This window comes from Arthrobacter sp. ERGS1:01 (assembly GCF_001281315.1).
Taxonomy (GTDB): Bacteria; Actinomycetota; Actinomycetes; order Actinomycetales; family Micrococcaceae; genus Specibacter.
Map to the genome: position 1 here is coordinate 1,190,335 of NZ_CP012479.1, position 22,784 is coordinate 1,213,118.

A 22,784-nucleotide genomic window follows, 5' to 3' on the forward strand; every position below is an offset into this window, starting at 1 on the left:
CTAGCTAATGGACGGCGAAAACCCGGGCAGGAAAGCCGCTGCCCTGCAGAGGCTTGGGCCATGTCGCGATGAGAGCCGCGCCAGTCTCCGGAAGTCCATCCAAGTTGGCCAACAGCTCTATCTGCCACCGATCCTTCGACAAGACATACGTCTCCAAGCTGAAGTCACTGTTAGAGGTAGCAATTCCCGGATCAGTGTCCGTTTGCTCATGACCGACGGCGGAAACCGACCGCTGCTCAATCAGGAAGGTGAGGACGGCCTGAGACCAACCGGGAGTATGACTGACGCCCGCATCATCTTTGTTGGCCATGGCGTGCGTGTCCGGCCAGAGCCGGCTCCACCCGGTTCGCAAGGCCACAAATGACCCTGCAGGGACAGGGCCGTTGCGCTTCTCCCAAGCATGGACGTCTTCCAACGTTGGTGTTGCATCTGGGTCGGAATAGACCCGATCGGTGATGTCCAGTATCACCAGCGGAAGGACCATTTCATCGACCGGGATTTGGTCAAGAGTCCGCCCCCCGCGAATGAAGTGCGAGGGGGGATCAACATGCGTCCCCCACTGCCCAATGATCGAATACCGGTGGGCGGTAAAGCCGTCTCCCTTTGCTAGATCGAACACGGCCTCCCGCGTCTCATCCGGGAAGGCAGGGAAGTGCGGTTGCCCAGGGTGGAAAGCGTGCGTCATGTCGGTAAATGTTCGATCGGAAAGGAGCGTGCTGAGCTCGTTCCAAAGTCCAGTCGTCTTGACTTCATTCATCGTGCGGCTCCGTCGGCATAGGCGGCAGAAGGCAGGCCGCCGGAGACGCTGAGGCGGCCGGACAACTCGATGACCGGAACTTCCCACGGGTGGATTTCCACTAGGCGACGCAAGATCGACTCCACTGCGTCGTCGTCGAGGGACGCGTCGAAGTAAGTGGTAAAAACGAATGTTGGTGAAATTGTCCGCTGGCCAACGTGTCCCAGGGTGGGGTTGGCTCCGGCCGTCACGGTGAATCCTTCGAAGCCAACACCGGATTCAAAGACGTGCCGATAGTTGCCGAAATCGCCCAATTCCGGAGACTCTGCCATGGCCTGAAGCAGGAGCGCGATGCTTTGGTCTTCCCGAAGCACCTCGTCTTCACCCATCGCGAGCCGGGCGAAGGCTGTCGAATCTATGGGCCAATGAACGCGCAGCTTTCGTACTGACTTCATCTCAATACTCATGGGGAGACCTCTTCCTTAAGGTTCTTGCGGATTGCTTGACTGCCATAATGGCACAGTGTGATAATCATTACAAGCATGAAAACTTGCCTATTATGACCACCAAATTATCTGTGAGATGCCCGAACAGGTTGGAGACCCATCGATGTCCCGTAACATCACGCTTTCTCGCATGCTTCATGCCGGAGCCAATCTGACAGTGGATGGGGCGCTAGCCACAGAGCTCGAGGCGCGGGGTTGTGACTTGGCCGACCCGCTGTGGTCGGGCAAGGTCCTAGTCGAGCAGCCACAGCTGATCAAGCATGTGCACCGCGACTACTTTGTTGCTGGGGCCTCGGTAGCCATCACGGCCAGTTACCAAGCAACACCCCAGGGGTTTGCCCGGCGTGGAATTGGCGAGGTAGAAGCCTTGGAGCTAGTGGCGTTGAGTGTTCGGCTTGCCGATGAGGCGCGACATGAGTTTCTGTCTGAGAATCCTCAAGCTGGCCCTTTGCTGGTTGCCGGCTCGGTGGGCCCGTACGGAGCCTATCTCGCCGACGGATCGGAGTATCGGGGGGATTACGCCCTCAATCGGGATCAGTTCGAGGAGTTTCACCGACTCAGGATCGCCGCATTGGTCGAAGCCGGTGTGGACCTTCTGGCCTGTGAGACACTGCCGTCATATCTGGAGGCAGAGGTGTTGTTGGCACTTGTGGCCGAGTATGACGTCGAGTCATGGTTCTCATTCACACTCAGAGACGGTGGACATATTAGCGACGGCACACCCTTGGCTAAGGTTGCCGCACTCTGTGACCGCTATGCCCACGTGGCAGCCATTGGGGTGAACTGTGTGCCATTGGAGTTAGTCTCACCCTCATTGGAGGCATTGCGCCAAGCCACCTGTACGCCGTTGATAGCGTATCCAAATTCGGGTGAATGCTATGACCCGGTCGGCAAGACGTGGGGTCCCGCCCACGCAGTAGACGGGGTATCAGATTCCATTGGCAAGCAACCCCTTGGCCTGGCTGAAAGGGCTGCCTCCTGGCGGGACGGCGGCGCCCAGCTTGTTGGAGGCTGCTGCCGAACGACACCCCGTGATATCGCGGCGGTGGCAGGCTTGTCAAAGGACCGTGAAGGATTCTTCGGAACTCACGCAGTCGCGGAGCCTCCGTGTGGACAGCATTCGGGCCTGCATGAATCCAGAGAAGGCTGAGGTCCTCACCAACAGTGGTGGCGTTTCAGATTGTCTATCACCCACTGGAGCCGGTTCATACGGGAGTTGTAAACCGCAATGAGCCTGGAATCCGGTTTGAGTACGCACCAGCTGATCCACCGGATCCGGCTGTGCATATTCGGGCCGGATAGCGGCAACTTTCGCCCGGAACAACGATGCCGATCCCGACGAGCCCACCCGTTCCGCCAACGCTGCGGCCGGCATCGAAGGCGTCTTCATCTGCAACTCCCGCACCCTCGGAGCAGGCGCGTCAAGGATCGAAACGTCGGACGCCCTCTGATGTTCCGGCACGCAGCCCGACTGCCAAGCCCGGTCCCCTATTGAGTATGAAACCCGACAATTTGGCCGGTTTCCCGTTTGAGTGATGTTCGTTGAAAACAGGTGCCGTATGGCAGCCCAATCATCCAGATTGATCACCCTCCATGATGATTGGTGGCCCTGTTTTCAATTGGCAGTCACGGCTCTATTTTCGGTTGGCGCCAACAGTCGGGTGGCCACCGCGAGCATTGACTTCCTCAATGGTTACAATGCCGGGCTGTTGACGTGGCTCGCCGATGCGTGATGGCGTATCTCGATACTGAAGACGCTCTCTAAATCGATGATGGCAATGGCCTTCATATCGGGGACGCCACTTTCCTTGCCTCCACTCGTGCCCGCCCGGGAACCACCCTGAGGGGAACAGATCGGTATCCGAACCTTGCCTTGAAGGCTCCGGCATTGCTGGATTCGGGGGCGCGGTTTCGCCCCCCTCTCGTCGATGTGCTTAGTCGTCGTTGGCGGGTGTACCTAACCAATACTCATGGAGAGGGGGCTGTTCTGCAGGGGGTAGGAATGACGTGCTGGACAGGTCCGGACTGCGTCGTACTGGGCCTGAGATTCGCAGGTACTCGCTACTTCCTAGTGTTTACGAGGGTGAAAAGCGCGTTCTAACCCCACCTTGGGCACGCTAAACCCCCTGGTCACAGGAGGTCGTGTTTGGGTGTTGACGCTGTCAGTACGAGGACTTGTGATTCTGGTGGCGGGTTATGAAGTTTACTGGGGAAGCGGGCGACTGTTGCGGCGCTAGCACTTCACTCGTCGCCGGGCGATGGCTATGTGCTTGTCCGGGGTGGGGCATCCTATAAGCGTCTTCGTCGAATCCACACAGTCGTCGAGGGGAGCGGTAAGAATGAGACGCGATATGTTGGCAGGACTAGAATGGCGGGCGCGGGTTGTGCAACGATTTGCTGTCGGCCGTGCTGGCTCGTGACGACTGGGAGTTCACTTTGGCGAAGCGGACCCACAACGGCGACCGCAGCAATGTCACAATCGGCCCCGCCAACGCTGAAGCAGCCAGGGAAGCCGTCTTCCTCTGCCCCAACAGGGGCTCAGCTTCAACGATCACCAAGCCACCAACGCGTGGTTGGCGTCCTACAATATCCCGCTTGCCCCCAAGGCTCTGCCGATGGCGAACGTAACCGCAAGGGCTAGCGCGCCACCAATCACCAAACGGGTCGCAGAAACAGTCTTGGAGCTTCCGCCGATGGTCGCACTCAACATTCCCGTGAGAACCAGAGCTACCAATACCGCCACGAACGTCACAGGAATTCTCAGTCCGGACGGCGGTAACAGGATGGCGATGACTGGCAGGATCGCTCCGACGGCAAATGAGGCCGCGGAAGCGTATGCGGCCTGCCACGGGCTGGCCTCATCACGTTGGTCGATGTTCAGCTCAGCCGAAAGATGAGCTGCGAGGGCGTCCCGGTCGGTCAACTCGGCCGCGACCTGCGCGGCCGTCGCTGCGCTCAGGCCCTTGGCCTCGTATAGGCCTGCCAATTCGGCCAGTTCTGCTTTCGGGTCACCAATCAGTTCACCTCGCTCCTTATCAACGAGTGCCCGTTGACTGTCGCGTTGGCTGCTGACAGAGACATATTCGCCCAACGCCATCGAAACGGCGCCGCCGACGACGGCGGCAACCCCAGCGACGAGGATCGGAACCGGAGCGTTGGTCACCCCGGCGACGCCGACCACCGTTGCGGCGACGGACACGATGCCGTCATTGGCGCCCAACACCCCGGCCCGGAGCCAGTTCAGTCGCTGGGCGATGTTGTGGCCGTGGGGTTCATTGGCGTGAGGGCCGGCAACAAAAGGCACTGACCTGGGCATTTGTCTTCTTCTCACCGATTCCGGTAGTAGTCGCGCCAGATGAGGCGATGGACGGGGATCTTGCGCGGCAGTGATCGCAGTCCGGGGATGAAGGGAATCAGTGTCAACGCGAAGGAGAGCACCAGCATGACGGTCACGACCAGAATGTCCGCGTTCGGTGAGGACTTGAACGGTTCGATCTGGTAGAAAAGGGAGAAAAGCCACAACCAGGACTGGCCCGGCGTGTTGCCGGTTTCATTCATGACGCCCCATTGGTCGCCTGTCAGGTGGGCCGTGGCGGCCAAGTTCTGGAAATAGCTGCCATCGCCAAGAAACAAGATGGTGGGCGTGTAGTCCAGGTTGTAGGGCTGCCCGCCATTCTGGAGGACACCGTCAAGGTTTCCGTCGCCGGCCATGCCCAATAGGGCACCCGTGAGGGCAGGGACGGGACCGTAGCTGCCGGCGGCCACATGTGCCGGGTCGCCGTTGGGTGCGGCGGCCAGGGCGGTCGAGTAGTTGGCAGTCCATGTGGTCTGCTCCTGGGCGGTGGCTGCCGTCCAGGTGGCCAAGGCCGCTGGCGGGCGGGCCAGCGTTTTGAGCGGGTTGACGACGAACGCGTTGGCCGTGTCGACCGGCAGGCGCACCCCGGACATCGCCTGCAAGTCGATGAACCCGAGCTTTTGCGTGGCATCAGGCGTCGCGTTGTACGGGGGGCCGTAGCCTGCCGTGTCACTTGTCCCGCCCAATTCTGCGGTGGCGGTGGCGACGAAGTCCGACGGCGCCGTCGTTGCCCATGATTTCAGGGTCACCCCGGGATCATCCGGCGAACTGAAGATGGCCGATAGGCCGACCACGAGCAGGCCAACAACGACGACGCCGATGGTCAGTTCCTTGAACAGGTCGTACTCGCGGACGCGCCCACGCCATGGCCTGCCCGCGATATTGTCGGCTTTCCGCCACGACATCGGTGAAGGGGTCGTATTCATGATTGTTTCGCCTCCGTATCAGTTACTCCGGTGGTAATTTCCCTCAATTGGGCATCGGTCGCGGCCGCATCCAGCGGGGGAACCACTCCGTGGGCCCGAACAAGAAGCACATGCAGCGCGACCACGGCGCCAACAGCCAGGGGGAGCAACGTGATGTGCCACATGAAGATCTGCCCCAGATTGGCCACGTTGAACCAGGCCCCGACTCCGGTGGCATTCAATGCGTCCTTGGCCTCGAAGGAAATCCATTGCGAATCAAAATTGGTTTGCAGAAGGTATCCCGTAAATGCCGTGACGATCGAGACGAGAAACGCCACCATACCGGTGATCCAGGTCAATACCCGCCCACCTCGCCATGCGGCCATCCAGAACTTGATCCACAGGTGAACCACCATGAATATGAAGAACAGTTCAACACTCCACAGATGTGCACTGTTGACGAAGTGGCCCAACGACGAGACGTGGTACCACTGAGGCCCGTTCAGGCTCAGGATCAGCCCGGACACGATGATAAAAACCAGCCCGGCAACGGCGCCCATACCGAACACGTAGGCCCAAGAGGCCACGTAACTGGGTTGGTCCTCCGGTAACAACTTGTCCGGGGGAAGGTGCTTCAAGAACCAGCGGCGTGACTTGCCGGTCCATGTGTAGGCCCCGGTCCCCTCAACTTCGGGATCCGACGAAGGCTGTTTGACCGTGCTCATTTTCTTCCCTTTCCTCCGGGAAACGGCAGTACCAGCGCCAGGCCAAACAGAACAAGCATCACGACAATAACAATGAAGTTGCCTGCCTGGATGGTGAAGTCGCCCCAGCCGAGGTAGGTGCCTGCATGAATGGCAGGCAGGACCGCCGCCGTCGCGCTAAACATGGGACTTATCCTGTAACGGGTAGTGGACCACCAACACGGGGCAGCTCGCATGGGCTGTACAGGCCGAGCTGACCGATCCCATGAGTAGACCTAGGAAGCCGCCAAACCCGCGCCGTCCAAGGACGAGCATCACGGCATTCTTGCTTGCTTCGATGAGCGCCGGCCGCGCGGGCCCGTGGATCAGCCGGGTGGTCAGAGAATCCGGCCAGTCCAGGCCGACAGCGCGCTCAACCGCGCCGTCGAGGACCTTTTGGGCTTCACCTTCAAATTCAGCTGTGGAGGTGCCCATCATTGTGGGCGGTTCATACACGCTCGGGTAGTTCCAACACAACACGGCCTCCACCCTGGCTCCCAGGGCTGCAGCTAGGCGCACGGCCTGACGTAATGCCTCAATCGAGGCATCTGATCCATCGATTCCGACGATCATGACGGGTTTTTCGGGTTGGTCCTTCATGATTGTTTCCTCCTACTCTCCTTCAATATGTGTACGTTCACGATTGCCCGGGCCAGGTTCGAGACCGCGGTCCGTCAGGCCTGTGGCGGAGTCCAGACCCAATCGCGGATCTCCGGCAGGTCCTCTAAATGTTCGTGAATATGGCGTTCGTGCTTGGCGAGCATCAAGGCGCAGTGCTGGGCCAGTTCCTGTGTTCCGTCGAAGTGGCCGCTCACCCGGCTAAGTGCCTCCATGACCAGGTGGTACCTGCTCATGCCATTGAGGACCACCATGTCGAAGGGGGTGGTTGTCGTGCCCTGTTCGCTGTAGCCCCGGACATGGAAGCGGCCAGGATTTCTGCGGCCATGCAGGAGTTGGTGGAAAGCCCGGGCGTACCCGTGCCAGGCCACGATCACGTCAGCGTCCGGGTCGAAGAGCTTTTCGAAGTCGACGTCCGTGAGACCGTGCGGGTGGACATCCTGGGGCGGCAGGACCAGAACGTCCATGACATTGACCACCCGTACTCGTAGTCCGGGCACATATCGCTGCAGGAGCCAGGCGGCTGCAAGGGTCTCTTCGGTCGGGACGTCCCCAGCGCAGGCCATGACAATGTCCGGCGTGGAAGTAACGTCCGATTCCTCCGGGGTGGTGGTTGACGATGTGGTACCGAACGGGGCGCCGTGATAAGTAATCTTCTGGATGGGGGCGTCATCGTTGCCGGCCCAGAGCCAGATGGAGGCGCCTGCGGCGGCATGACGCCGGGCGTCCTCAAGCGATAGGTACTGCGGGTGGGCCTGTTTGTCCACCACGACCAGGTTCACGTAGTCGTTGCTGAGCAGGATGTGCTCGGCCGTGGCCAGCAAGGTGTTGGAATCCGGCGGCAGGTATACCCGAATCACTGACCCGGACAGGGACAGCACCGTGTCAATCAGACCCGGGCCTTGATGGCTGAAACCGTTGTGGTCATTGCGCCAACACGTGGAGGTGAGCAGGATGTTTAGGCTTGGTACTGGGTACCGCCATGGTAGTTCACGTGCGTGTTGCAGCCATTTGGCGTGCTGGACTGTCATGGAGGCACTAACCATGGCGAACGCTTCATAGGTGGCGAAAAGACCGTGCCGGCCCGTGAGAAGGTAGCCTTCCAACCAGCCCTGGCAGAGGTGCTCGGAGAGGACTTCCATGACCCGGCCGTCCGGCGAAATATGGCCATGCCCATCATGCCCATCATGCGCAGGCTCCATCAGGCATCGGTCGGTAACCTCAAAAACCGCGCCAAGGCGGTTGCTGTTCGTCTCATCTGGGCAGAACAACCGGAATCTCGGATCCTGCGCGGTGTCCGTGTAGATGTCCCGCAGCATTTCGCCCAGGGGCCTTGTGGTCTCGTGTTTGGTGGATCCAGGGGTTCCAACATCCAGGGCATAGTCTTCCAACGGTCGCAGCGGTAGCGGCGCCATGCCGGGGCTTCCGTTGGAGCTCGGCGTTGCCCCCATGCGCAGGTGGCCCGTAGGTGCGAGTGCCGCTAGTTCGGGCACCAGTCGTCCGTTGGCGTCAAAAAGTAGTTCGGGCTTGTAGGAGCGCAGCCACGCCTCCAGTTGGGCCAAGTGTCCGGGGTTTTCCCGAACCCCAGCCAGCGGCACCTGATGGGCGCGGAAGGTGCCCTCCACGGGAATGCCGTCTACCACGGCCGGGCCGGTCCAGCCCTTGGGCGTGCGCAGGATGATCGCCGGCCAGCGTTCCGGACCGTTTGTCCCGTGGTGGCGGGCCTCATCCCGAATTTGGAGGATCCGGGCGTGGGCGTGATCAAGTGCCCGGGCCAGGCTCGCATGGACAAGCCCGGGATCGTGGCCGGAGACCACCACTGGATCCCAACCGTGGGCCGCCAGCAGCGCCATGACCTGCTCGTCAGTTTGGCGGCCAAGCACTGTTGGCCCGGAAATTTTATAGCCGTTGAGGTGCAATATGGGCAGGACCGCCCCGTCCCGGGTGGGGTTGAGGAATGCCGGGGCTTTCCACGCACCTTCCAGGGGACCTGTTTCGGCTTCCCCGTCGCCCACAACGCAGGCGACAATGAGCCCCGGATTGTCCATTGCGGCCCCCGTGGCATGGGCCAGCGAATAGCCCAGCTCACCCCCTTCGTGGATGGAGCCTGGAGTGGGTGGCCCCACGTGGCTTGGGATGCCGCCGGGCGTGGAGAACTGCCGAACGAGCCTGCGCAAACCGTCCTTGTCCCGGCCGATGAGGGGGTAGATCTCGGAGTAGGTACCTTCCAAGTAGAGGTTGGCGACTACTGCCGGACCGCCGTGGCCCGGGCCGGCGACAAAAAGAATCTCGGCCCCGGATTCTCGAATGAGCCGGTTGAGGTGAACGTAAATTAGTGACAATCCAGGGCTGGTTCCCCAGTGCCCCAAAAGCCGTGGCTTTATGTGGTCCACCGTCAATGGAACACGAAGCAGCGCATTCTCCTTCAGGTAGATCTGTGCCACCGTCAGATAGTTGGCGGCGTCCCAGTACCTGTTGAGCAGTTGAAACTCATCGGGCATTGGGGCGGGAGCGGCACCTTGTTGCTGAGGGCTGCTGATGTGATCAAGCTGGCTCTTCACGATCGACTCCGTATGGTTGTGGCCGGGTTTGGGCCCCGTTGGAAGGCATGTCGACGCAGGCAATCAACGTCCGTTGCTTACAGCCTGACACGATCCGATCCGGACGGTTAGGGACCTTGGACCCTGTCCAACACGTGCCCGTGGCGTTGACCATTGAAAGTGAAAGGTCGGGGTGAGAAGTCCGGCTTCGACGGCGACTTGGGGCTGCCTGACTCGGTGAGCTCATAGGACAAGAACGAAAGCCGGAAATACCCATGAATGACCAGACAATCCATGAGAGCCCATGCATCGTGGTCGGTGTTGACGGATCGCCGCAGTCGATTCTTGCCCTTGGGTGGGCGCAGACTTTGGCCCCGACGCTGGGAGCCACCATTACCGCAGTCACGGCGTGGCACTTTGAGGCCTCTTTCGGACCCTATTCGCCGTCGGAATGGGACCCCGACGCCGACGCGCAGCAAATCTTACGGGACGCACTGCGTGATGCGTTTGGGGATCAGCTTCCGTCGGGCCTTAGGGCCCAGTCATGTCGTGGCCGGCCCGCCCAGATTTTGATTGAACAAAGTAAAGACGCCGCCATGCTTGTCGTCGGTTCGCGTGGACACGGCGGCTTCGCTGGCATGTTGCTGGGGTCGGTCAGCTCTGCCTGTGCAGAGCAGGCGAGCTGTCCGGTTCTGGTGATCCATGCGGCGGCGGCAGGACCGTCACGGAGTGACACGGAAGTCGAGGACATCCGTGAGCCCGCCGACAACCACTGAGACGGTCAGCTCCACTCCGCTGTCAATCATGGAATCCGCCCACCGAACAGGTGAGCAGGTTCTGCACGATCTCCAGTCCACCCAACAGGGCTTGACGGGCGACGAAGCGGCTCAGCGGCTCAGCGCAGTGGGCCCCAACGCGCTGAGAACACACAAAGCCAGCCCCTGGTCTGTCCTGGGGCGCCAGCTTCGCAGCCCCATCCTGATCCTTTTGATAATCACGGCCGGCTTGTCCCTATTTCTCGGGGATGCCACGAATTCGATTGTCATCGGCGTCATTTTGGTGGCGAGCATCGGGTTGGGGTTCAGCAACGAATTTCGGGCCGAACGGGCCGCCGAGGCACTCCATTCACGCGTCACGCACACCGTTGTTGTCCTCCGGGACCGCGCGGCATGCCAAATCGACGTAGTGGATCTGGTGCCCGGTGACGTGGTCCGATTGGCGCTCGGGGCCATCATCCCGGCGGACCTCAGGCTGCTCAGCAGCGAAGACTTGCTCTGCGATGAAAGTATTCTTACGGGGGAGTCGCTGCCGGCAGAGAAAGAACAGGCACCGATCACCGGTGACTCCTCACTGGGGGACTTGGCTTGCTGCCTGTTCATGGGAACCATCGTCCAGACTGGCAGCTGCACCGGCGTCGTCGTGGCCACCGGAGGCCGGGCCGAATTCGGCCGGATCGCCCTCGGCCTGGGCGAACACCAGCCACAGACGGAATTCCAGCTGGGCCTAAAACGCTTCTCCTTCCTGCTTCTCCAGGTCGCGATCGTCTTGACCACACTCATTTTCATCGCCAACCTACTGCTGGGCCGCCCCCTGATCGACTCCCTGCTCTTTTCCCTCGCCATTGCCGTCGGCATCACGCCACAGCTGCTGCCCGCCGTGGTGAGCACCTGCCTGGCCGCCGGCACCCGGGCACTGGCCAAGCGAAAGGTGCTGGTCAAGCGTCTGATCTGCATCGAGGACTTGGGTGACATGGATGTTCTGGTCACTGACAAGACCGGAACATTGACGGAGGGTCACATCAGCTTCACAGCGGCACTGCCCGTTCAATCCGAGATTTCCGAGACCGAGCTGTTTGCCTTGGGACTGCTCTCAACAGAGGTTGACTACTCCCACGGTGCGGTGTCCTTGCTGGGGCAGAACCCACTTGATGCTGCACTGTGGGAATCCCAGCTTGCCCAGGCCTTCGAGCCGGGCAGTGCGAAACGGCTGGACATCATTCCCTTCGACCACCAGCGCCGCATGACCAGCGTCCTGGTGGCAGACGGCAGCGGGACCCGGCGTCTCGTCACCAAGGGTTCGCCGGAAGACGTGCTGCGGATCTGCCGCGAAGTTTCGCCGCAGGTGCAGGCCCAGCTGGATGAACAGTTCGACGCCGGAGCCCGGGTTATCGCCGTCGCCACCCGTCCCGCCGCCGGATTGAGCGCGATTGAGCCGGCGGATGAGCACGATCTGGTGCTGGCCGGTTTCCTCATCTTCCTGGACAAGCCCAAGGCCAATGCCAGGGAATCACTGATCGATCTGGCAGCACTGGGCATCACGGTAAAGATTGCGACCGGCGACAACGCCAAGGTTGCCGAAAAGGTCTGCCGGGACCTGGGCCTGGTCTCGGGCGGAACCCTTACCGGCATCCAGATCGAGGCCCTGTCCGACGAGGAACTCGGCACCGCCGCCAGAGAGTCGACCATCTTTGCCCGCGTCTCACCAGAACAAAAGGCGCGCCTGATCAGGCTGCTGCGCGAACAAGGACGTGCCGTCGCGTTCCTGGGCGACGGCGTCAACGACGCGCTGGCACTCCACCAGGCCGACGTCGGCATTTCCGTGGACAGCGCCACCGATGTAGCCAAGGATGCGGCGGACATCGTCCTGATGGACAAGGACTTAGGGGTCCTCGCGGAGGGCGTGCGGGAGGGGCGACGGATCTTTGCCAACACCATCAAGTACGTCCTGATGGGAACGTCAAGCAATTTTGGCAACATGTTCAGTGCCGCGGCGGCCTCAGTCGTGTTGAGCTTCCTGCCCATGTTGCCCGGACAGATCCTGCTCAACAACCTGCTCTATGACACCGGCCAGCTGGCCATCCCGGGGGACAGGGTCGACGAGGAACAGTTGCTCGCCCCCTCGCATTGGGACATTGCCTTCATTCGGCGGTTCATGCTGCTATTCGGGCCCATCAGCTCGGTTTTTGACTTTGCCACTTTTGGCTTGATGTTATTCGTGTTCAATGCAGCACCGGGCGAATTCCGGGCCGGCTGGTTCATCGAATCCATTGCCACACAGACCCTGATCATTTTCGCCATCAGGACCCGCCGGGTGCCATTCTTCCTCAGCCGTCCGTCAGCCGGACTGCTCTGGGCCTCTCTTGGCGTGGTGGCGTTTGGAGTATATCTGCCGCTTTCTCCCTTTGCCTCCGTGCTGGGCTTTGATCCGCTGCCGGTCCCGTTCTTCCTGGCGCTGCTGGCCATGACGATGGTGTATTTGGTGCTGGTCGAGTTCGCCAAACGGTGGTTCTTCTCCCGCCCCGCCCAACAGACACCGACGGTTCGCCGGCGTGGCCGCACCCACCATATCCAACGCCGTGCAGCGCGATTCAGCGTGCCAGACTCTATCCGGGGACCATGACGTGGCACCAGTTGCCGGACTCCCCGGGTGAAACGGGAACTGCGCCCGCCTGGAATCCATTGTTCGAGACATAGTGCCGACACTCGCAGGAAGTCTGCACGGTGCTTTTGAGGCCGAATGGGACGACCAGCATTTTATCGACGAATGCAGCCGTAACGACCGAATCCGGACCTTTCTACAACACCGGGGGACTCAGCCCTTCTGAGGGTGCCGCGGATGAGCATCCGAATCCATGGCCATTAGCGGCATGGCGGCCCACAAGCAGCAGATCCTCGCCGCGTTGCCGGCAGGCGCGGGGCGAAGGTGTTCCCCAACGATAACGCTTCAGGCCAAGCCGAACACCGCACTCGCGGCATCCGCCTTCAGGGCAACGTTTGCGTCCCTCTGGATGGCATCAAGTTTGGCGCCGTGCCCGGCCTCGACTTCACCCCGACGCCGTTTCCTGGCGTGGGTTTCTTCTTGTCTGTTAGTGGGGTTTTCTGAAGGCGTCCAGCTGCAGTGACGTGTAGGCCACAGCGCCGAGCGGAATGGGAAGCCAGAACTCGACCAGCCGCCAGGCGATCACGCCCAAGAGGGCAACCCCGGCCGGCGTGCCAAAACCAATCAGGGCCGGAACCATGACACCTTCAACAATACCCAGGCCGCCCGGAGTCAGGGGCAGCATCGCCAAGATGCTGCCCACACCATAGACCGTGAGTAACGGACCGACGCCGAGATGGTGTCCAAAGGCGGCCAGGAGTACCCACAATGATGCCGCATCGAGAAGCCAATTGGCGGCTGCGAGGAGAAGATCCGTGCCTAGTCGGCGGGGGTTTTTCGCCAGCTGGAGGATTTGGCTGACCATCATGCGTAGGAACGATTCAGTCGCATCCTCTTGCACCAAAGGTAGATGCCGCACAATACCTCGGGCTGCAGCAATGGCCCGGGTTGTGTGGCGGGTCAGGAACCAAATACCAACGCCTGTGGCCAAAAGTGCCGCTACGGCGACGCCGGAAGCGCTCCGGTAGTACGCGTTCGCCGAGATCGCCGTCAGTGAGAGCAGCAGGCCCGCGGCAAAAACGGCGGCCAAAACAAGATTGGAAATCGTAATCTCGATCGCAGCCGCGGCAAGCGCATTCGTCGGGTGGATTCCAGCACGTTGAAGCAACCGGAAGCGAACGGCCGCGGCCGTGGCCCCACCGCCCGGCACCACATGGTTGACGCCCAGGTCAGCCAAATCGATGCGCAACAGCGTGAAATAACTGGGCCGTCGGGCACCCAAGACAGTGGCAGTCAGGGCCGAATAGGCGAGTAGCGAAGCCATCTCCAGAATGCCGGCCAGGAGCACGAGGGGAAACGAGATTTGTTCAAGAGTGCCGAGCGTCCGCACGGCGCCGGCGTATTGCGGCAGAATGACCCAACGCATCAAGACAAACAGCACGACCGCAGAAGCAATGGCGAGAATCCACTTCGGGATGTGCCGGCTCACGGCCTGATTCGGCGTCGTTCCTGCCACGCGGCCGCCTACCGCAGATGTGAGGGCCCGGCTTTCATCTTTTGATCGATTCGCGTCCATTGTCCTCCAATCTCGTTTGGCCGTGCCGGCCGGTGAGGGGAGAATCCGCGGGCATACCTTGCTGTGGTCTTGAGCCTATGCCCGCCGACAGCCCTTGGTTAGGGCTGAAAGGCCCGGATCCTACGGGAGCTCGGCCCCGATCGCGGCGCGATTGGGGTCTTTCGACTCTCCATTCCCGGAACCCATGCGTCTAGCGTTGAAGTCAACGCCGTATCACCGTCCATGAACTTATGGCGGCACGTCGCAGCGGCAGTCCATCCGGCTTGGCGCTCATCGTCCGCCCGTGCAACGTCCCGAGCGGTCAGCATTTAAGGAAACGTCATGACATTCCTCATTGTCATCATTGTGGTCGTCGTAGTGTTACTGATCGCCGCAGTGCTTGGCATCCATGTGGTCAATCAGTACGAGTTGGGAGTGGTCTTCCGTCTGGGTCGGGTCCGCGGTGTCAAGAAGCCCGGTTTGGCGGTGATCATCCCGGTGATTGACAGGATGCCGAAAGTCTCGATGCGTATCATCACCATGCCTATTCAGTCGCAGGGCATCATTACCCGCGACAACGTCAGTGTCGACATTTCCGCTGTCGCGTATTTTCGTGTGGCGGACGCCGTGAAGTCGGTCGTGGCCATTGAAAACGTTTACTCCGCGATTGACCAAATAGCGCAGACGACGCTACGAAAAGTGGTGGGCCAGCACACTTTGGATGAAACGCTTGCCGAAACTGACGTCATCAACTCGGGAATCCGGGAGATCCTGGACGTGACCACACTGGAATGGGGTGTTGAGGTGACTTTGGTGGAGCTCAAGGACATCCAGCTTCCGGAAAGTATGAAGCGCGCCATGGCCCGTCAAGCCGAAGCTGAGCGGGAGAAGCGGGCGAAGATTATTGCCGCCGAAGGTGAGTCTTTGGCAGCAGCTGCACTCGGTGACGCCTCGGACACCATGATGGCCCACCCGCTGGCACTCCAGTTGAGGAACCTCCAAACGCTGGTTGAGCTCGGGGTCGACAAGAACACGACAGTCGTCTTCCCGGCACCGTTGATGAGCACCATCAGTGAACTTGGCGCCTTCCTGGCCCGCGAAACCGCATCGGCAAACGCTGTGAACCAGCCCGGGATCGCCCCGAATGGAAAGCCTGCCGGGGACGCGGAACCGCTTATGATCGCCAATGACCAAGGCCGTGCAGATTTTTACGGTGTCAACAGGGCCGACGAGGAACAGGGCCTGGCGCCGGTCTCCTGAAGAGGCCCGGGCAAACTGTCCCACCGAGTGCTGGCACAGCGCGGTCGATGTGAAGGAAGGGAAATGCAATGTCAACGAAGCACCCGATCTTCGTGGGAGTGGATCAATCAGCCTCAAGCAGGGCGGCCCTCGAATGGGGCGCCCGCCGGGCCGAAAGCCTTCACCTTGCGCTCCTTCTGGTCCATGTGATTCCGGACTACCTGGTTTCTCCGGGGAATCTGGAATATCAAAATGTCAAAGATGCTATCGCGGGTCTTCTGGAGAGTGAGGCAATCCGGGCTCGTGAACTTGCGCCCTCTTCGGAGGTGCAGACGAAGCTGATGTTCGGAGAGACGGTACCCGTGCTTGCGCAGCTGTCTGGCGACGCTGCCATGGTGGTGGTCGGGACGGACAGGACGGCTGATGGTCATGGGGAGGGGTTCGGGGCGGTCACTCTGCAGATTGCCATGGTGGCCAGATGCCCGGTGGCGGTCATTCCGGCACACTACTCAGCTGCCGGGTATGCCGGCGTCGTTGTTGGCATTGACGGTTCCGCGCACTCAACGAAAGCCGCAAACTTTGCCGCTGCCGAAGCCCTCAGCGGCGGATCGGAACTGACGCTCATCCATGCTTCACGCGCCCACTCCGGGTGGCTGAGCAGCAGTACCGTTGGGCCAAGGATTGCCGCGTGGGACGAGACTGCCGGGCGCATGATCCTGGAAACGGCCGTAACTTGCCTGCGTGCCCACTATATTCACCTCACCGTGTGTGATCGTCTGGAAACGGGAGACGGGCCGGCGAAGGCCTTGATCGATGCGGCGCAAGGTGCGCAGCTGCTCGTGGTGGGAAGCCGTGGCAGTGGAGCCGTGCAGCACGCGCTCATGGGCTCGGTGACCCAAGATGTCCTACTGCATGTTCCCTGTCCCCTTATCCTGACCCGGCCGGCCAAGGGCACATAGCACGGGGACGGTGGGGGCCGGAACGAACCCGTTCCGGCCCCCACCACTATTGCCCCTGCCGATCAGCGGGTGGAATCGGTTTTGGCAGACCGGCTGATAATCACCTTGAGTGCTTTGGTTTCTGCTGCACGAGAGAAGGTGTCATACGCGTCTAGGATCTGGGCAAAGTTGAAGTGGTGAGTGGCGAATTTGCTTGCCGGGATTTTGCCTTGGGCCACCAGCTTGAGCAGCATGGGTGTGGTGCTGGCGTTGACGAGGCCCATGCTGATGGTGATGTTTTGAATCCACAGTTCCGCCAGGTTCAGTGTGACGGCTTGCCCATGGACGCCAACGTTGGCCACATGGCCTCCGGGCCGGACCAGGTCAACGGCCATGGTGAACGTCTGCGGCGTCCCCACGGCTTCGATGGCAACGTCCACACCGGCGCCGTCGGTGAGTGCAAGGACCTCTTCCTTCCAGCCGGGTGCACCGGAGGCGACGACGTTGGTGGCACCGAAGTCCTTTGCCTGTTTGAGTCGCCCTTCGTCGAGATCGATGGCGATGATCGTAGCTGCTCCATAGAGGTTGGCCGTCGAAATCGCGGCAAGACCCACGGGGCCGGCGCCGATGACGGCCACAACATCACCTGGTGTGACGTGGCCGGCCTGGACACCAATTTCAAAACCCGTTGGCAGAATGTCGGACAGCATCACGCCCTGTTCGTCGCTGACGTTTTCCGGCAGCGCATGGAGGGAATTGTCTGCGTAGGGCACGCGGACGTATTCTGCCTGCGTGCCGTCAATGAGGTGTCCGAAGATCCAGCCGATTCCTGGGCGGCCTTCCTCGCCCAGGCAGTGTGAATAGAGCCCTGACCGGCAATTGGTGCAGTGGCCGCATGACTTGATGCAGGAGATGATGACCCGGTCGCCCACCTTGATGTTGCTGACACCTGCTCCCAATTCGGTGACCGTCCCCACGCCCTCGTGGCCCAAAATGCGTCCCGGTTCGACGGCGGGAACGTCGCCCTTGAGAATATGGAGGTCGGTCCCGCAGATGGTTGTCGTGTCGACGCGCACTATCGCATCACTTGGATGGAGGATCACGGGCGGGGGAACGTCCGACCAGCTGATATTTCCTGGACCGTCGTAAACGAGTGCTTTCACTGGGATTCCTTGCGTTGGGTTCGGTCGTGGAGGCTGGGCCTATTCAAATGATGCGCGCCGGGCATCAGCCAGCGGCGTGGTCCAAATGTCGGGTTTTGTGACATGGAATCGTCGACCGCTGAGGTTCAGGGTGTTGATGCGAATGAGATGGTTCTTTTCACCGCCCTGCCAGGGCTGCAGGGCTAGGGCTTTGGCCAATCCGGTTGTGGATTCGAGCTGCTGAGCCCGTCCGCGCAGCACGACGCTCCAGGCCTGTTCGGTGTGGGGGTTGTAGCCGTCGATTTCGAAGGCCACCGGGGTGTTGTTGACCGAGCCGTACAGTTTGGTTCCCGGGGCTGTTCGGAAAATGACCGAGCCGTTGTGCACCACATAGTTGATCGGAAAGATGTCGGGGTGGTCGTCGTCGACGACGACCGCCAGCCGTCCGATGACCTGTCCCTGGAGCAGTTCCCAGCATTCGGTCTTGGGGAGGGTTTCAATGTCGGGGGACTCATCGATTGTCATAACAATGACGTTACGGTCCTGACGAGTGGCCGGTTAGGGGCGAAAGTCCTAACCTGTGCCACCCGCAGGAGACTCGGCCTGATGTGCGGGGCGGCTATTCGCTCGCTGTATGCGGGGCGGAGTCCAGCGAACCCCACCAGGTCGAGGGTTCGGTGACAACAAAACGGCGCCCGGTGATCGAGGTGGGGGTAATCCGGATGAAATGGTCCTTGTGCCCCGCTTCCCAGGGAAAAAGGGGGAGCCCTATTGTGCCGAGGACGTCGTCGGTGGCGAGTATGGCAGTGGCGCTGCCCTTGGCGACGACGCTCCAAGCGATCCCGGAGTTCGCGTCGACCCCGTCGGCCTCCATGGCGACCGGGGTGTCGCCGAGAGCGGATGCCAGTTTGGTTCCCTCGCCGGTCCTGAAGACAAGTGTCCCGTGGTCTGTTGTGAAGTTGATGGGAAAAATGTCAGGGTGGTCCATAACCCAAACGGCGAGCCGACCCACGGACACGGTGCGCAGTAGTTTCCAACATTCATCTGGTTTCAGGGCCGTGGTCACTGCCGGGGCTGGTTTACTCGTCATGTGGCCAACCGTAGGCCCCACGGCCCAACATGTGTAGGGCACTAAGTCCCCGAAGTTGCTTCTCGATCCCAGCCGGTGCTTGCAGACACTCTTGTGATGCCAGGGGTAGTCTGGCAGAAGCAGTGTCAGCCTCAGCGTACCGCTGCTATCAGGTGGCCGAAATTCGATCGAAGGTGGGCCCAGTGAGAGATCCCAACCAGGCTCCTGATGAGCCAATTCTGCCGGCTTCCGCCGGGACGAGGATAGAGGATTTGCTCCGCGAGTTCGTGGACCGGGCCGGAGAACTCCTGTCCACCCAGGAACGGATGCAGGGACTGTTGTCTGCCGTGGTCTCTGTGGCGGAAGACCTCAGCCTCGACGCAGTGTTGGAACGTGTGGTTACATCCGCCTGCACCTTGCTGAACGCCAGGTACGGCGCACTGGGAGTTATTGGTGAAGATCGGGCGCTCAGCCATTTCATCACCGTCGGCATTGACGAGGACTTGATTCGAAAGATTGGTCCGCTACCTACCGGTCACGGCGTGCTTGGGCTGTTGACGAGTGATCCGCGGCCGCTGCGGCTTCATGATCTGCACGACCATCCGGCGTCCTATGGGTTCCCGAAAAACCATCCACCCATGGTGTCTTTTCTTGGAGTCCCGGTGCGCGTCCGGGATACCGTCTTCGGAAACCTGTACCTGACCGAGAAGGAAGGTGCCGGGGACTTTACGGCCGAGGACGAGGAGCTTGCCGTTGCCCTGGCCGCCGCCGCGGGTGTCGCGATTGAGAATGCGCGGCTGTTCGAGGATGGCAGGCGCCGCTCGGGCTGGCTTGAAGCATGCATGTACGTGGTGGGCCGGATGATGGGTGACGAGCGGAACATCACCGAAAGCGGTTTGGACATGATTGCGACTACGGCCTTGGAGGAATCCGAATCGGACCTGACACTAATCGGTGTCTCCTCCGATGATGGCCCCGATTTGTATGTTGCCGCGGCTGCCGGCGAACGGGCGGCATTGCTGGCAGGCCGTTCCATATCCCTTGATTCGCCGGCCGTCGCCGAGGTTTTGAGCACCGGGTTGCCGACCGTTTTCAACGATGCCACGGATCTTCTTGGCGAAGAGGACGGTACTGCCTTAGGTCCAATCATTGTCATCCCACTAGGACCCCAGGGGACCAACCAGGGCCTGTTGATATTGGCGAAGAGTCAGGGGACGGGCAGCTATTCAAAGATCGTGGTCGAAATGAGCGCTGTCTTTGGTTCCCATGTTGCGTTGGCGCTCGAGCTGGCCCGGACGCACCGGCTCCGTGAGCAAATCATGGTATTCACGGACCGGGACCGCATTGCCAGGGACCTGCACGACGTCGTGATTCAGCGCCTGTTTGCGGCAGGGCTGAGTATTCAAAGTCTCCAGAGGTTTATCACTGATAAGACGGCGTCCGCGAGGATAAGGGCGGTGACGACGGAGCTCGATGAAACCATTCGGGACCTGCGGAACACCATTTATTCGCTGCGCGTCAGTTCCGGGGAAACGGAACTGCTCAGTGACCTCATCCTGCGGGCCGTTCGCAATGCGGCCAAACCGCTGGCCTTCGCTCCCCGGCTCAATCTGGCCGGACCCATCGATTCAACGATTTCGGATGAGACGGCGAAGCATCTGCTCGCGGTCTTGTCTGAGGGGCTAAGCAACGCCGTCCGCCATTCCGATGCCGGGGCTATTGAGGTGAGCGTTGCCGTAGACATCAACAACGTGACGGTCGTCATTGACGACGACGGCGTCGGGCTGGGTAGCCCTGTCCGTCGCAGCGGGTTGGCTAACGTCGAACAACGAGCCAAGATCCTGGGCGGCACCTTCGCGATTGAGAGTTCCGCGGACACTGGTACACGCCTGACGTGGGCCGTGCCCGTTGAAGAAGTCCTCTCCTGATCGAAGCGATGCCCCATACACCGTGCCGTCCGGCCCTATACAGCTTCGTAATGGCGCGGGGACAATCGGGCTATGCCTACAAACGAAGAATTCGAAAGTATTTTATCCACCGAGGAATCGTGGAGCCTGCTTGAAGGCAGCCAGTTCGGCCGCCTCGCCGTCAGCGTCGCCAACAACCCCGATATCTTCCCGCTGAACTTCCTTGCCCACGACGGCTTGCTGCTGATCCGGACGAACCCCGGCACCAAACTGGCCGAACTAGCGGTCAACGCCACCGTCGCCTTTGAAACCGACTGCGTCACAGCGAACGAAGCGTGGAGCGTGGTGGTCAAGGGCACGGCCAGGATCCTCGAGTCACAGACCGAGATAGATGCCGCCAACGAGCTACCACTGCAGCCATGGACCCAGTCACGCAAATGGACGTATGTGGAGATCACGCCGACATCGATCAACGGCCGCCGCTTTGCGCTGGGCGCAGAACCTGAACGCTACTGACGCCCACCGCGGCGCCGGCCCGTCCACGCAAGGTAGGCGCCCAAAGCACCCACAGCGCCGATGCCACCGGCGGCCAGGGGCTTGCCCCACGTCCTGAGCCGATCGCCGTCGGCCGTCGCCACGTCTCCGAGGCCTCGAATAAAGGCGGCCGCGATCATGCCGGCAACCAGCCGATTCCCAATCTTTTCGACCCGGGCGACCAACGGCTCCAATTCCGCGGCCCGCAAATGCACCTCGACGCCGTCGTCCAAGCGTCCTGCCAGCCGGTCCAGTCTCTCCGGCAGGGTTGCTCCGAGATCCGCGGCGCTCAGTCCGAGCCTGGCCACCAGTTGTGCGACATTGCCGGGTTTGAAACGCTCCAGCGCAAGACGCGTGGCATAGGGTTTGAGCACTACACCCAGGCTGAAGTTTGGATCCAGTCGGGCGCCCATCCCCTCCGTCATGAGCAGCATCTTGATGAGCAGTGCCATTTCGCGGGGGAGCTGGAGGTGATGGTTGCGAAGGATGGCCAGCATATGGGTGATCAACGGGGCAATGTCGAGCTGCCCCAATTTCTTGCCCTCGTACAGCCGCATAAACACGGCCGTATCTTGTCGCAGGGTGCTGCGGTCCGTTGTCGGAGGAGAGACAGAAAGTGCCAGCAATGCGTTGCTGATGCGGCTGGGGTCATTTGAGGTGAAAGCTTGCAGCAGTTTGGCAAGCTGTTCACGGAGCTGCATGGTGACCTCGCCGACCATGCCGAAATCGATCAGGCCGATCGAACCTGACGGTTCGACAAACAAGTTGCCGGGGTGCGGATCTGCATGGAAGAAGCCGTCGTCGAAAACCATTTTCGCGGCCGCCCTGGCTGCGCGATCGGCCAGTTCATGCCGGTCGATGCCCGCCGCCGTGAGGGCATGGTCGTCGTCGACCTTGAGCCCGCGGATGCGTTCCATCGTCAACACGCGAGACGTTGTTGTGGCCCAAAAAATCCGGGGAATGTGAATGTCCGGCACCGCCGCGAAGTTGGCCGCAAAGCGTTCGGCGTTCCGGCCCTCCTGAAGGTAATCAAGTTCTGCCCGCAGTGTTGCCGCGAAGTCTGCCGCGATACCGGTCAGGTTGTAGTTGGCAGCGGCTGCCCAATTGTGGCTAGCGTGGGTGGCCAGATTTTGCAGAATTTCCAGATCCTCGTTGACCACGGCGACAACACCTGGACGGCGAACCTTGATGACTACGGCGGTGCCGTCAAGAAGTGTTGCTGCGTGAGCCTGGCCGATAGATGCACTGGCCAGGGGGGCGTCGTCGAACGCGGCAAAAAACTGCTCCGGCGTCGCGCCCAGTTCCTGGCGGATGAGTGAGCGAACAACGTCCGCAGGAACAGGCGGGGCACTATCTTGAAGTTTGGACAACTCAGCAAGATAGTCCGGTGACAGTAGATCCGGGCGCGTGGAGAGCATCTGCCCGAGCTTGATGAACACCGGGCCCAGTTCTTCCAGGGCAAGCCTGAGTCGTTGGGGCGTGGAGATAGCGGTTTTTGATCCTGGGCTTCGCCCCGGATGCCACTTCTCCGAGGTGGTGGCCGAAGACAGATAGCCCAAACCATGGCGGGCGAAGATCTCGGCGACCTGGGCCAGGCGTTCCAGATGAGTGTTCATGGT

The 22,784-nt window shown here is 60.9% G+C and carries 20 protein-coding genes; 7 read left to right on the forward strand and 13 right to left on the reverse strand.

All coding sequences use genetic code 11. The features are described 5' to 3' along the window. Positions 1–4: 4 nt before the first annotated feature. Positions 5–757 carry a cyclase family protein gene (locus AL755_RS09275; RefSeq protein ID WP_054010758.1) on the reverse strand — a complete coding sequence of 251 codons (753 nt, stop codon included), beginning with the start codon at positions 755–757 and terminating at the stop codon, positions 5–7. Then, positions 754–1,203: a hypothetical protein gene (locus tag AL755_RS09280; protein ID WP_054010759.1), complete on the reverse strand. Its 450-nt coding sequence runs from the start codon at positions 1,201–1,203 to the stop codon at positions 754–756. The genes AL755_RS09275 and AL755_RS09280 overlap by 4 nt, the downstream gene beginning before the upstream one ends. Before the next feature lie 142 nt (positions 1,204–1,345). Here AL755_RS09280 and mmuM point away from each other — a divergent pair, with 142 nt between their 5' ends. Further along, the gene (mmuM, locus tag AL755_RS09285; protein ID WP_082369039.1) at positions 1,346–2,392 is read left to right on the forward strand and encodes a homocysteine S-methyltransferase; all 1,047 of its coding nucleotides are present in this window, start codon (positions 1,346–1,348) and stop codon (positions 2,390–2,392) included. A 1,431-nt stretch (positions 2,393–3,823) separates the two neighbouring features. Here the strand turns inward: mmuM and AL755_RS09290 are convergent. The 6 genes from AL755_RS09290 to AL755_RS09310 all read right to left on the reverse strand — a co-directional run bounded on the left by AL755_RS09290 (position 3,824) and on the right by AL755_RS09310 (position 9,364). Then, complete coding sequence (locus AL755_RS09290; protein ID WP_054010760.1) at positions 3,824–4,558, reverse strand: VIT1/CCC1 transporter family protein; 735 nt, start codon at positions 4,556–4,558, stop codon at positions 3,824–3,826. A gap of 11 nt (positions 4,559–4,569) precedes the next feature. Beyond that, complete coding sequence (locus tag AL755_RS09295) at positions 4,570–5,523, reverse strand: hypothetical protein (protein ID WP_237762642.1); 954 nt, start codon at positions 5,521–5,523, stop codon at positions 4,570–4,572. Beyond that, the gene (locus AL755_RS09300) at positions 5,520–6,227 is read right to left on the reverse strand and encodes a cytochrome b N-terminal domain-containing protein (RefSeq protein ID WP_054010762.1); all 708 of its coding nucleotides are present in this window, start codon (positions 6,225–6,227) and stop codon (positions 5,520–5,522) included. The genes AL755_RS09295 and AL755_RS09300 overlap by 4 nt, the downstream gene beginning before the upstream one ends. Beyond that, positions 6,224–6,391, reverse strand: coding sequence for a hypothetical protein (locus AL755_RS23480; protein ID WP_160318877.1), 168 nt, complete (start codon positions 6,389–6,391; stop codon positions 6,224–6,226). The genes AL755_RS09300 and AL755_RS23480 overlap by 4 nt, the downstream gene beginning before the upstream one ends. Continuing rightward, a complete protein-coding gene (locus AL755_RS09305; protein WP_054010763.1) occupies positions 6,384–6,845 on the reverse strand; it encodes a universal stress protein in 462 nt (153 codons plus the stop codon). Before AL755_RS09305 ends, AL755_RS23480 begins: the two co-directional genes overlap by 8 nt. Before the next feature lie 74 nt (positions 6,846–6,919). Then, on the reverse strand, positions 6,920–9,364 hold the full coding sequence (locus AL755_RS09310) for a phosphoketolase family protein (RefSeq protein ID WP_054012972.1): 2,445 nt from the start codon (positions 9,362–9,364) through the stop codon (positions 6,920–6,922). A gap of 314 nt (positions 9,365–9,678) precedes the next feature. On the opposite strand from AL755_RS09310, the gene AL755_RS09315 reads away from it, so the two are divergent. Both AL755_RS09315 and mgtA read left to right on the forward strand, forming a co-directional pair. Continuing rightward, positions 9,679–10,179, forward strand: a complete 501-nt coding sequence (locus AL755_RS09315) for a universal stress protein (protein ID WP_054010764.1) — start codon at positions 9,679–9,681, stop codon at positions 10,177–10,179. After that, positions 10,157–12,802, forward strand: coding sequence for a magnesium-translocating P-type ATPase (gene mgtA, locus AL755_RS09320; RefSeq protein WP_237762643.1), 2,646 nt, complete (start codon positions 10,157–10,159; stop codon positions 12,800–12,802). The genes AL755_RS09315 and mgtA overlap by 23 nt, the downstream gene beginning before the upstream one ends. A 466-nt stretch (positions 12,803–13,268) precedes the next feature. On the opposite strand, the gene AL755_RS09325 is transcribed toward mgtA, so the two are convergent. Continuing rightward, complete coding sequence (locus AL755_RS09325) at positions 13,269–14,297, reverse strand: lysylphosphatidylglycerol synthase transmembrane domain-containing protein (RefSeq protein WP_160318878.1); 1,029 nt, start codon at positions 14,295–14,297, stop codon at positions 13,269–13,271. 381 nt (positions 14,298–14,678) lie between these two features. Between AL755_RS09325 and AL755_RS09330 the strand changes: the two genes are divergently transcribed. Next, positions 14,679–15,596, forward strand: coding sequence for a slipin family protein (locus tag AL755_RS09330; protein WP_082369042.1), 918 nt, complete (start codon positions 14,679–14,681; stop codon positions 15,594–15,596). 68 nt (positions 15,597–15,664) lie between these two features. Further along, positions 15,665–16,534, forward strand: coding sequence for a universal stress protein (locus AL755_RS09335; protein WP_054010766.1), 870 nt, complete (start codon positions 15,665–15,667; stop codon positions 16,532–16,534). A 62-nt stretch (positions 16,535–16,596) separates the two neighbouring features. On the opposite strand, the gene AL755_RS09340 is transcribed toward AL755_RS09335, so the two are convergent. From AL755_RS09340 to AL755_RS09350, 3 genes are all read right to left on the reverse strand, one after another. Continuing rightward, positions 16,597–17,676, reverse strand: a complete 1,080-nt coding sequence (locus AL755_RS09340; protein ID WP_054010767.1) for a zinc-dependent alcohol dehydrogenase family protein — start codon at positions 17,674–17,676, stop codon at positions 16,597–16,599. Positions 17,677–17,715: 39 nt separating this feature from the next. Beyond that, positions 17,716–18,180 carry a pyridoxamine 5'-phosphate oxidase family protein gene (locus AL755_RS09345; protein ID WP_054010768.1) on the reverse strand — a complete coding sequence of 155 codons (465 nt, stop codon included), beginning with the start codon at positions 18,178–18,180 and terminating at the stop codon, positions 17,716–17,718. A gap of 94 nt (positions 18,181–18,274) precedes the next feature. Next, on the reverse strand, positions 18,275–18,745 hold the full coding sequence (locus tag AL755_RS09350; RefSeq protein ID WP_054010769.1) for a pyridoxamine 5'-phosphate oxidase family protein: 471 nt from the start codon (positions 18,743–18,745) through the stop codon (positions 18,275–18,277). 182 nt (positions 18,746–18,927) lie between these two features. On the opposite strand from AL755_RS09350, the gene AL755_RS09355 reads away from it, so the two are divergent. Next, positions 18,928–20,652 (forward strand): sensor histidine kinase, encoded by a 1,725-nt coding sequence (locus AL755_RS09355; protein WP_337589580.1) that lies wholly within the window; start codon positions 18,928–18,930, stop codon positions 20,650–20,652. 72 nt (positions 20,653–20,724) lie between these two features. Continuing rightward, positions 20,725–21,147, forward strand: coding sequence for a pyridoxamine 5'-phosphate oxidase family protein (locus AL755_RS09360; protein ID WP_054010770.1), 423 nt, complete (start codon positions 20,725–20,727; stop codon positions 21,145–21,147). Here AL755_RS09360 and AL755_RS09365 read toward each other — a convergent pair. Beyond that, on the reverse strand, positions 21,141–22,781 hold the full coding sequence (locus AL755_RS09365) for an ABC1 kinase family protein (protein ID WP_054010771.1): 1,641 nt from the start codon (positions 22,779–22,781) through the stop codon (positions 21,141–21,143). The genes AL755_RS09360 and AL755_RS09365 overlap by 7 nt on opposite strands. Positions 22,782–22,784 lie beyond the last annotated feature (3 nt).

Excerpts from the sequence above, each read along its gene's own strand:
- AL755_RS09275 (WP_054010758.1), bottom strand. The coding sequence starts at position 757 with ATGAATGAAGTCAAGACGACTGGACTTTGGAACGAGCTCAGCACGCTC.
- AL755_RS09280 (WP_054010759.1), bottom strand. The coding sequence starts at position 1,203 with ATGAGTATTGAGATGAAGTCAGTACGAAAGCTGCGCGTTCATTGGCCC.
- mmuM (WP_082369039.1), top strand. The coding sequence starts at position 1,346 with ATGTCCCGTAACATCACGCTTTCTCGCATGCTTCATGCCGGAGCCAAT.
- AL755_RS09290 (WP_054010760.1), bottom strand. The coding sequence starts at position 4,558 with ATGCCCAGGTCAGTGCCTTTTGTTGCCGGCCCTCACGCCAATGAACCC.
- AL755_RS09295 (WP_237762642.1), bottom strand. The coding sequence starts at position 5,523 with ATGAATACGACCCCTTCACCGATGTCGTGGCGGAAAGCCGACAATATC.
- AL755_RS09300 (WP_054010762.1), bottom strand. The coding sequence starts at position 6,227 with ATGAGCACGGTCAAACAGCCTTCGTCGGATCCCGAAGTTGAGGGGACC.
- AL755_RS23480 (WP_160318877.1), bottom strand. The coding sequence starts at position 6,391 with ATGTTTAGCGCGACGGCGGCGGTCCTGCCTGCCATTCATGCAGGCACC.
- AL755_RS09305 (WP_054010763.1), bottom strand. The coding sequence starts at position 6,845 with ATGAAGGACCAACCCGAAAAACCCGTCATGATCGTCGGAATCGATGGA.
- AL755_RS09310 (WP_054012972.1), bottom strand. The coding sequence starts at position 9,364 with ATGCCCGATGAGTTTCAACTGCTCAACAGGTACTGGGACGCCGCCAAC.
- AL755_RS09315 (WP_054010764.1), top strand. The coding sequence starts at position 9,679 with ATGAATGACCAGACAATCCATGAGAGCCCATGCATCGTGGTCGGTGTT.
- AL755_RS09330 (WP_082369042.1), top strand. The coding sequence starts at position 14,679 with ATGACATTCCTCATTGTCATCATTGTGGTCGTCGTAGTGTTACTGATC.
- AL755_RS09335 (WP_054010766.1), top strand. The coding sequence starts at position 15,665 with ATGTCAACGAAGCACCCGATCTTCGTGGGAGTGGATCAATCAGCCTCA.
- AL755_RS09345 (WP_054010768.1), bottom strand. The coding sequence starts at position 18,180 with ATGACAATCGATGAGTCCCCCGACATTGAAACCCTCCCCAAGACCGAA.
- AL755_RS09350 (WP_054010769.1), bottom strand. The coding sequence starts at position 18,745 with ATGACGAGTAAACCAGCCCCGGCAGTGACCACGGCCCTGAAACCAGAT.
- AL755_RS09360 (WP_054010770.1), top strand. The coding sequence starts at position 20,725 with ATGCCTACAAACGAAGAATTCGAAAGTATTTTATCCACCGAGGAATCG.
- AL755_RS09365 (WP_054010771.1), bottom strand. The coding sequence starts at position 22,781 with ATGAACACTCATCTGGAACGCCTGGCCCAGGTCGCCGAGATCTTCGCC.